Here is a 4,992-nt window from a genome sequence, read left to right as displayed (position 1 = left end):
CGGGCCCGTCCGGCGGCCGCGTCGACGGGACGTGACCGGCCGTCACGTCCGACGCGGAACGTCGCACCGGTGGCTGCCACGTCGTGCCGCAGGCGCGCCACCTTGGTCGCGGAGATGCCCGCGACCGTGGCGACGCTCCGGTCCGACCAGTCCGGGTGCGTGGTCAGGATGCGCAGGGCCGCGGCCGTCCGGTCGGCCAGGGAGAGGGTCAGTCCGTGGGCCGTGTTCAGGGCGACGGACAGCACGAACACCTCGTCCTTGCCGCCCTCGAAGAACTGCGCGTCGATCCGTTCCAGGCCCCGCAGAGAGGCCGCGCGCACCCGGTGGACACCGTCGACGACGCGCATGGTCGCCCGGTGCACGACGATCGGCGGCAGCGCGGTCTCGGCCTCGCCGAGCAGCCGCACGTGGCGGGAGTCCTCGCCCTCCGACCGGGGTGAGCCGGTCAGCCGCAGCGCGTCGAGACGTACCTGTTCCACCGGCGAGCGGCGGATCGCCCCGATGGTCCGGGCGATCTCGCGGGCGGCCCCCTGATCGGCGATGTCCGGTCGGCTGGCGTTGCTCATCCGATCTCCTCGAGAAACGTGTCGGTTTCCGGAATCGGGCCGCGGGTCTCTGAGTCCCGGCCACAGGCCAGGTTAGGGGGGTATTGCTAGAGCGCCGCTCGGCCGGCCGTCGAGGAGTCCCGGGGCTCCCCGCGGCACCGGTTCGCACGCCGCCCGACGGAGCCCGGCCCGTGGCCCGCCGGCCGGCCCTGGCGGCGGAGAACACCCCTCCGCATCGCGCGGCAGGCGCGGCACGAGCCGCTACCCGTCCCTTCCCTCCGACGCGCAGGTGCGCTGCGGCCCGTCAAGGACGGCATCACCACCGTCGCCGACGTGGGCCGCACGGGTGCACAGCCGCGGGTGAGGTCTTGTCCGCCTATTCGCCGTACCGCCGGCCGGCGAATCCCGCCAGCGCGGAACGCAGCCGGGGCACCACAGCGGCGTCCTCACCGTTCCTGACTCTGATGAAGCACAGGGTGTGCTCGCCGTCCGCGCCCCGGATGCTGTACCGGTCGGCCCACTTCTTCTCGGGCTCGTGCTGCTCGGTGAACGTCGCCTTCAGGGCAAGACTGGCCGCCTCGGAGGTCGCTCGAACACGCTGGAGACGGTCCCACGGGATGGAGACCGACTGGTCCCTGAGGCGGACAGCGCGCTCGTCCACAAAGCTGATCCCCTGCTGTCCTACGACGAGACGGCAGTATCCGTCGAACTTTCCCCGGTCCAGGGCCTGGAAGACGGCGGCCATGATCCACAGATAGCCGAGGGGCGTCGAGAACAGCACGTCCAGCGCAAAACTCGTCGCCCCATCCTCGTCCCCGCCGCCGATGAGCAGACCCACCACGAAGAGAGCCAGGCCCAGCGCGGGTACGGACAACAGGCCCCACACCAGGCTCTTCACCGACTCGGCCGCCCGCGACGCGGCGGTGCTGAGCTGGAAGACCTCTGGCACTCTGGGGTCGGGCTCCGGCGCGCGAGGCCCCGGCGCGGCGGGCCCGGTGCCGTCGGTTTCCTCCCACCGGGTCGTCCGGGGCTCCGTGTACGGCGTGGTCCGCCGGTCGCCCTGGGGCGCCATCGCCGTCCGGCGATCGTCGATCAGTGTGGTGATGTCGCCCGGGAGCCATGCTGGTCCCGCCAGGTGGCCGCCCGGCACCAGATCCGCTATCTCCGATACCCCGGGACGAGCCTGCGGGTCCTTGCGCAGACAGGCTCCCACCAGATGCACGAACGGACCGGGCACCATCGACAGGTCCGGCTCCTCGTGCACGACGCGATAGTTGACAGCGTGCGTGGCACCCTGACCGAAAGGCCCCTCACCGGTCGCCGCGTAGACGAGGACCGCTCCGAGAGCGAACACGTCCGCCGCCGCTGTGGCCTCGTTGCCGACCACCTGTTCAGGCGCCATGAAGCCAGGAGTACCGATCACCGCACCGGTGTGGGTCAGGTGGGTGTCCTCGACGGCCTTGGCGATGCCGAAGTCGATCAGCCGCGGGCCGTCCGCCGCGAGCAGCACGTTGCCCGGCTTCAGGTCGCGGTGGACCAGACGCTGTGTGTGCACCGCGTCAAGGCCCTCCGCCAGTCCTGCGGCCAGTGGTCCGAGGGAAGCTTCCGGCAGCGGCCCGTAGCGCTCGACGGCCTCACGGAGGGACGGACCAGGGATGTAGGCGGTGACCAGCCACGGCGGATCACCTTGTGGGTCCGCATCCACCACATGGGCGGTGAAGAAACCTCCGACCTGACGTGCCGCTTCCACCTCGCGGGCGAACCTGCGACGGAAGCGCTGGTCCGCCGCCAGCTCTGCGTGGACCACCTTCACCGCCACCGGTCGGCCGCCGGGCGATCTGCCGAGGAACACTTGGCCCATGCCTCCCCGCCCGAGTCTCCCCAGCAAGCGGTATCCCCCGACCGAGCGCGGATCCCCTGCCCGCAGGTCTTCCATGGTTCTCCCTCTCCCCCTGGAGGACGCGCCGTCACCGGCTCCGCGCCCTCCCACCACCGGTTCCGGTGCCGTCAACAGCGGGCCCGCACGCGAGCTGGTACGGCAATCAGTGCACAACAGTGTCCCTGCCGCAGGCACGATGCGGCAGGGATCAGCTACGAAGAGGGGACTCTGAACGTTTCCTTCACCATTGCGTTGAGACGTGACCACAGCGGGCTTCCCGACGGTCTGCGCGACCCGCTCCGACGTGCCAGCGGATCTCCGCCTGCCCGGCGAAGGTCAGCCCTCGCGGTCAGTGAGGGTGCCTGTCCGAGCAGGTCGACCCGCGGCCGCCGGCGTCGCCCCTCGCTTCCCCCGTGTCCCGGCAACCGCTACCGGTACATCAACGGCGACCTCTCAGTGGGGTTGTCCAGCGGCAGCACTGCCCGCTCCGTGCCGGCCTCCGAGCTCGATCCGGACAGCGCGCGGATCGGCGGCATCTACCCCGTGTCCAACCGTTCCAGTCGGTCAGGTGGCGCTGTCGAGGCGGGTGGCGTGGAGTTCGCGGCGTCTGCGGTGGTCGGTGATCTCGTGGGCGAGGACGGGGACGAACGGGGCCAGCATGACGACCAGCAGGCAGGCGGCGACCCCGGCGCCGGCCAGGGCCATCAGGACGGCCGCGAGGGGGATCACCAGGGTCAGGGGCGTGAGCAGCAGGTGGAAGCGGCTCCACGAGGAAAGCAGCAGGGCCCGCAGCAGGTGGACGGTGAGCAGGTACAGGCCGGTCGGCAGAGCCAGGAACAGGACCACCGCCACGTCACCGGTCTTCGCGTGGTGTTCGAGGGAGAGACCGGCCACGTGCAGCCCCGCTCCGGTGCCGGCGACGGCCGCGTACAGCGGCATGTGGCCGTAGCCGAAGAGATAGCCGCGCCGACGGCGGTGGGCGAGGATCTCGCCGAAGGGCACGGTGAAGTACACCCACCACATGCCGAAGGTCAGACCGACACCGGCGACGACGACGGCGACGGCGTCGCCGGTCCAGTGCGTACCGTCCGCGCCTCCGAGCAGCTCGCCGGACGAGGCGACGGTGCCGACGACGCCTTCGCCGAGGGTGATGATCGCGAAGAGGCCGTAGCGCTCGGCGACGTGATGGGGGTGCCAGGGGGTACCACCGGCACCGCCTTGGGAGAGCACGGGGACGAGCAGTTCCAGTACCGCCAGCGCGGCGAAGGCGGCCAGGGTGGCGGCCAGCGGAGGCCGGGCGAGGCAGAGGGCCACCCAGCCGATCTGTGCGAGCGCCGTCCAGCAGATGTTCGCGAGTGCCGCCCGCCGGTAGGGCGGGGACTCGCGTGCGACGCGGGACCACTGCGCCATCATGGCGAGACGCATCACGACGTATCCGGCGACGATCACCCTCAGTTCGAGGCGCTCTCCCCTCTCGACCGAGTGGAACAGCGCCGGCAGCCCGAGGGAGAGCACGACGACGCCGATCATCTGCACCATGGTCAGTGCCCGGTCGAGCCAGTCGTCGGTGCCGAAGGCGGAGGCGAACCAGCTGTAGTTGATCCAGGCCAGCACGATCGCGAACATCGCCGGGGCGAACGCGGCAGCCGCTGCCCCCACGTGTCCGTCGGCGAGCATCTCCGCCACCTGCGAGGCGGCCGTACCCACCGCGACCACGAACGTCAGGTCGAACAACAGCTCCAGCGGCGTGGCGGTCCGGCCCGGCTCCTGCGGATCACGGCCGGTCATCCGCGCCCGGCGGCGCACCCGGCGCCGTGTCGACTCGGCCGGCGGGCCGGCGGAGGATCCGGAGTCGCTCATGATCAGGATCATGGACCACGGTCCACGCGCAGGCCTCCCGACACGACCCGAGGAGCGCCGCATGCGTGTCAAGAGCAGGCACGTTCCCGACGGAGAGGCGGCTCCGGTGGGGACGAGAGGGCTCACGCCCCCGGACGGCGCGTCAGGCCGCGGACACGTCCGGCGCCACCGCGGCGCTCCCCTGTTCGTCGCCGCCTGACCGCCCTGCCTGGCGAACGGGCCAACGTCGGTATGGTGAGCGGTAGTTGGGCCGGACGACCGCAGCAGCAGGAGAATCATGCAGATCGCCATCACGGCGCAGGACGACGGCGGCCGAAGCAGTGCCGACGACCTCAGGGGGTGGCTCGGTCGCCAGCGTGAGCTGCGCGGTCGTGTGAAGCGGGGCTCCGGGGAGACGCCGGAACCCGGCACCATGGGGTCGGCCTCCGAGATCATCACGCTGCTCCTGGCTCCGGGAGGCGTGGCGACCGTACTGGCGGCCGCGGTGGTCGCCTGGGTGCAGAACCGCAGCGGCAGCCAGACCGTGACCATCACCCGCCCCGACGGCACCGAGATCACGGTGACCTCGGACCGGGTCAGAGGGCTCACCGCTCAGCAGACGGGTGATCTCGCCCAGCAGATCGCCGGCTCCCTCGAGCAGCCGGCCCAGCTGCCCGCACCGGACGGACCCTCCGCGCCGGACGGACCGGCCGGGACGGCCGAGCCCGC

4 protein-coding genes are annotated in these 4,992 nt (G+C 71.6%); 1 reads left to right on the top strand and 3 read right to left on the bottom strand.

What is annotated here, in order from left to right:
- The 3 genes from HW445_RS18110 to HW445_RS18100 form a co-directional block, all read right to left on the bottom strand.
- The coding region (locus HW445_RS18110) for a ParB/RepB/Spo0J family partition protein (protein ID WP_180222042.1) at positions 1-566 on the bottom strand (566 nt) is incomplete at its 3' end.
- Positions 567-921: 355 nt separating this feature from the next.
- Positions 922-2,481 (bottom strand): serine/threonine-protein kinase, encoded by a 1,560-nt coding sequence (locus HW445_RS18105; protein ID WP_180222041.1) that lies wholly within the window; start codon positions 2,479-2,481, stop codon positions 922-924.
- A gap of 507 nt (positions 2,482-2,988) precedes the next feature.
- Positions 2,989-4,212: a low temperature requirement protein A gene (locus HW445_RS18100; RefSeq protein ID WP_180222043.1), complete on the bottom strand. Its 1,224-nt coding sequence runs from the start codon at positions 4,210-4,212 to the stop codon at positions 2,989-2,991.
- Between the two features lie 349 nt (positions 4,213-4,561).
- On the opposite strand from HW445_RS18100, the gene HW445_RS18095 reads away from it, so the two are divergent.
- Positions 4,562-4,992, top strand: a 431-nt coding sequence (locus HW445_RS18095; RefSeq protein WP_180222040.1) for a hypothetical protein, incomplete at its 3' end; no start/stop codon positions are given.

It is taken from the genome of Streptomyces sp. UH6, from assembly GCF_013421635.1.
GTDB lineage: Bacteria > Actinomycetota > Actinomycetes > Streptomycetales > Streptomycetaceae > Streptomyces > Streptomyces abyssomicinicus.
This window is presented reverse-complemented; position numbering and strand designations above follow the sequence as displayed.